Source organism: Pedobacter sp. 01N416, from assembly GCF_056399685.1.
On sequence record NZ_JBFTRT010000745.1, the window covers coordinates 1 to 4773 of the forward strand.

5 protein-coding genes and 2 pseudogenes are annotated in these 4773 nt (G+C 37.7%); all 7 read right to left on the reverse strand.

The window, feature by feature from the left end:
* Nucleotides 1–198: pseudogene (locus tag AC1DND_RS26580) on the reverse strand (cytochrome C oxidase subunit IV family protein); the annotation flags it as partial.
* 25 nt (nt 199–223) lie between these two features.
* A complete protein-coding gene (locus AC1DND_RS26585; protein WP_477585697.1) occupies nt 224–937 on the reverse strand; it encodes a cytochrome c oxidase subunit 3 in 714 nt (237 codons plus the stop codon).
* Nucleotides 938–968: 31 nt separating this feature from the next.
* Nucleotides 969–1535, reverse strand: coding sequence for a cytochrome c oxidase subunit 3 (locus tag AC1DND_RS26590; protein ID WP_083488668.1), 567 nt, complete (start codon nt 1533–1535; stop codon nt 969–971).
* Nucleotides 1536–1550: 15 nt separating this feature from the next.
* Nucleotides 1551–2063: a UbiA family prenyltransferase gene (locus AC1DND_RS26595; protein ID WP_477585699.1), complete on the reverse strand. Its 513-nt coding sequence runs from the start codon at nt 2061–2063 to the stop codon at nt 1551–1553.
* Nucleotides 1979–2197 carry a hypothetical protein gene (locus AC1DND_RS26600; protein ID WP_477585702.1) on the reverse strand — a complete coding sequence of 73 codons (219 nt, stop codon included), beginning with the start codon at nt 2195–2197 and terminating at the stop codon, nt 1979–1981. Before AC1DND_RS26600 ends, AC1DND_RS26595 begins: the two co-directional genes overlap by 85 nt.
* Nucleotides 2198–2209: 12 nt before the next feature.
* Nucleotides 2210–3268: a COX15/CtaA family protein gene (locus tag AC1DND_RS26605; protein ID WP_477585701.1), complete on the reverse strand. Its 1059-nt coding sequence runs from the start codon at nt 3266–3268 to the stop codon at nt 2210–2212.
* A gap of 82 nt (nt 3269–3350) precedes the next feature.
* Nucleotides 3351–4773: pseudogene (locus AC1DND_RS26610) on the reverse strand (cytochrome c oxidase subunit I); the annotation flags it as partial.

Below are 4773 nucleotides of genomic sequence, written 5' to 3' on the forward strand. Positions count from 1 at the left end.
TAACAGGGTTAACGCAATATAAATGTAATTACCGATGTGCTGGGTCATATATCCTTTAGGAATTAATACCAGCGCTATGATAAATTCAATTACGGTAATCAATAAAAGGATTCCAAAAACTTTCCAGATTTTACCTTTTGATAAACCTGCATGATCCCCGTGCCCGTGCTCTTCTGTTGTATGTGTATGCTCTGACATAAAAATATTTTTATAATATGATAAATTAAACCAAATAGAAGAATGTAAATACAAACACCCAAACTAAATCAACAAAGTGCCAGTATAAACCCACTTTTTCTACCATTAGATAATGTCCTTTTTTCTCAAAAGTTCCATTAATTGTCATAATCAGGATGATGATGTTAATGATTACCCCACTAAATACGTGGAAACCGTGGAAACCTGTAATGGTAAAAAATAAGTTTGCAAATTGTTGTGAAGCAACTAATGATACATCTTCTGGTTTAAGGAAGAAATGTTTTAATTCTTCTGCTGATGGAATATGTCCCCACCAGAAACCATCGTGGTGTAAGTGAGTCCACTCAATTGCCTGACAGCCTAAGAACATGAAACCACCAATGATGGTTGCAATCATCCAGCCGATAACTTCTTTTTTAGAACGTCTGTGACCTGCCTCTACCGCTAAAACCATGGTTACCGAACTCATGATTAAGATAAAGGTCATGATACCTACGAAAACCAACGGCCAACCATGTTCTGCAATACCCGGAATAGATTGAAAAACCTTATCTGGAGCTGGCCATGTTAATTTAGAAAAACGCTGAGCGCCGTAGTAGATCAATAAAGATGAAAAGGTAAAAGCATCTGACAAAAGGAAAAACCACATCATGATTTTACCATATTCTACCGACCACGGAGAACGACCACCATTCCATGGTCCGGTTTTAACTTGATCTAATTGTGATACTGCATTCATTTGGAAATAGTATAATAGTTTGTTAACAAATTTAACGGTTCAAAAGTAAAAAAACATACAGATATATCCATAATATATCTATAAAATGCCAAAAAATAGAAGCAATTTCCATTCTGTATTGGACTTTGGCAACAGGCAGACTTTTATAACTTCCTGCTAAAGCATTAATAATAAGGCCAACACCACCAATAATGTGTAATAAGTGCATGCCAGATACCACATAAATAAATGATATTGCTGCGTTATTTCCTACCAGGGTTGCACCAGTTCTTACCATACTTCCCCAGGCATTAAACTGCATTACTCCAAAAGCTATGGCCAAGATTACGGTAATCCACAGCATATTGCGCTGTAAGCTGAAGTTCAGTTTCTTTAAAGCCTTTGATGCAAGCACCAAGGTAATGCTACTGGCAATAATTACCAAACTAGAGTAAATAAAAGCATCTGGTAAAACCAAACCATGCCCCTTTCCCTTCGAAGCGGCAAATACCAGATAATAACTGGTAAAACCACCAAACATAATTGTTGATGATACGACAAATAACCAAACAATAAATTTTCTTGGTTTTGGGTCAAACGTATCCTGCATCTTTTCCATTGTTAGCACCATAAATTATTTTGCTATAAAATTTAATAATAAACCCAACTGTACTGCCGGGATGTAAAAAAACGAACAGAACATCACTTTCTTGGCATCTGCCAATTCTCTGCTCATTAAAAGTTTAAAAGCCAGCCAGCTAAAAATAAGTCCGGCTATTAATGATAAACCTGCAATGTAATATCCACCAAAACCATATAGTGTTGGCAGTAAACTTACCGGAATTAAAATTAATGTACTTAAAAAGGTAAGCCAAGCAGAGGTTTTATCTCTTTTCTTTGTAGGTAACAACCTAAAACCTGCTTTCTTATAATCATCATCCAAAACCCAGGCAATTGCCCAGAAATGTGGAAACTGCCATACAAACTGAATTAAAAACAAAATGCCAGCAATGTAATAATCAATTTCGTGGAACATTTCGGCTTTTAAACTACCGAATGCTGCTAAATATCCAATAAGCGGTGGTAAAGCACCTGGAATAGCACTACTAAAAAACCTCCGGCAATCAATATTAACCAGTTTCCCCAATCAATACTAGGGATATGGCCTCTACCCACCTGCATTTTCTGTCCGATCAAAAAAGAGATCGACGCCGAAAACACCACCGTAAACGATAGCCTGAATTTGATAAGTTTAGAAAAATCTGAAAGATATTGCTTCAATTTTCTTAAATATTATTGTTTATATGTACTTGTTCGGTAAACCAATAAGTACAGGTAAAACTGTAAACTAAATAACAGCGTAGAGAACAAAATGTGCAATGCCTGCGCTGCCGGTGGGAAAGCGATATATGCTAAAGCAAAACCACTTAATAACTGTATGAGGAGCGTTATTAACATAAACCTTGCGGTTAACAACGGTGCAGCCTTACCACTAAAACGGTCGATAACCATTTTATACACTACTGCATTGGCAATTACTACGAGTATAGCTAAATCACGGTGGTAAGAGAATACTTCTCCTACTTTCGAAATCCATGTATTCTTGTTCCCGTAAGAGAGCGACTTTGCAATAACATCTACCGCTTCCCTAACCTCAGTTCCTAATACGATCTGAACGATACTGATTACGAGGGTAAAAAACAAAAAACCTTTTAACCACGCTATCCGGTACATAATTACGGAAGGCGCTTTATTCAATTGCTTCGCATAATTATAGGTATAAATAGATATCGCCAAAATAACCAGTGCTAACAACATGTGTACGGTTACCACCCATTGTGCCAGGTTTGTAGAAACCACTATCGAACCTAACCAGCCTTGGTATCCCACTACAAAAAGATTTAGGATACTGAGTACGATAATTCGTTTGGCCGTTTTTCGGTAGGCAAATGAGTATACAACTGTTAAAAACAGGAATATCCCCGCGGCTACCCCAGCCAATCTGTTCAGATATTCGGTCCAGGTTTTAGTTGGATTAAATTCTTCAGGTATGGTGATACTCTTATCATGCCTAATACTATCAGCTAAGGCTACTTTGCCCATGCTTTCCAGATATTTGGCAAACTTTTCATTCTTCTTTAACCTACCTGCTACGTACTTCTCTTTATAATTGGCAGGAAGTTGCGATACATCAGTTGGCGGAATGTAACGATCGAAACATTTCGGCCAATCCGGACAACCCATGCCAGACCCTGTACTGCGCACAATACCTCCGGCGAGTATAACCAATAGCGTAACTACAATGGTTATAAGATTAATGCTAATGAAACGTTGTTCTGATCTGCTGACCATATATCTATTAAGATGAAAAGGGTATCCGGATAAGCAGAAACTTAATCAGATACCCCTTTTAAAATTTTATTTTAAGTTTAAACTAGCCCTTGCTTTCTTCAACAGGGTTAGCCAATTCCCAATCTTGTTGTATTTTTTCTGCTTCTGCATTTCCTTCAAAATCGTGAGGTAAGTTAGAGCTCATGGTTTGAGAGAAAGGAACTGTTTGAGGAATAAAATCTTCGTGATGTCCTGGTTTGCTATAATCATATGGCCATCTGTAAACTGAAATACGTTAACCGTTAACCATTTCTTCATAAATTCAAACTCGGTAAATGCATAGTAACGACGAGGTACACCATCTAAACCTAAGAAGTGAAGCGGGAAGAATACCAGGTAAGCTGCAATGAAAGYTAACCAGAAGTGTAAATATCCTAATTTAGCATTCATCATTCTACCAAACATTTTAGGGAACCAGTGATACACACCTGCAAGCATACCAAAGATTGCTGCAGATCCCATTACCAAGTGGAAGTGGGCAACAACAAAGTATGTATCGTGTAAGTTAATATCTAATGAAGCATTTCCTAAGAAGATACCGGTTAAACCACCAGAGATAAAGAATGAAACTAAACCGATAGCAAATAACATTGCTGGCGTGAAACGGATGTTACCGCGCCATAATGTAGCTAAGTAGTTAAAGGTTTTTACTGCCGATGGTACTGCAATAATCAATGTCGTAATCATAAACACACCACCCAACAATGGATTCATACCGGTTACAAACATATGGTGACCCCATACGATGAACGATAATACGGTAATACCAATTAAAGAGTAAACCATCGCATGGTAACCAAAGATTGGTTTACGTGAGTTTACTGAGATAACTTCAGATGAGATACCCAATGCCGGCATAATTACAATATATACCTCAGGGTGACCTAAGAACCAGAATAAGTGTTGCCATAAAATTGGAGAACCACCTTCATTTGGTAAAATATCTGTACCCATTACGATATCAGACAAGTAGAAACTTGTTCCAAAACTACGGTCGAATACCATTAATACTACCCCAGCTACAAGAACAGGGAAAGATAAGATACCTAAAATAGCGGTCAAAAAGAAAGCCCAAATGGTTAATGGCATTTTCCAAAGGTCCATACCTTTAGTACGCATGTTTAAAATTGTACTTACGTAGTTGATACCACCCATTAAAGATGATGCTACGAAAAGTACCATACTGATTAACCACAAAGTCATACCCATTCCAGATCCTGGCATTGCTTTAGCAACTACCGATAGTGGCGGATAAACCGTCCAACCACCAGATGCAGGTCCTGTTTGGATAAAGAATGATGACATCATCACCACACAAGCGGTAAAGAAGAACCAGTATGAAAGCATGTTCAAAAATGGCGAAGCCATATCTCTTGCCCCAATTTGAAGTGGAATAAGTAAGTTACTAAATGTACCACTTAAACCTGCCGTTAGAACAAAGAATACCATGATGGTACCGTGAATGG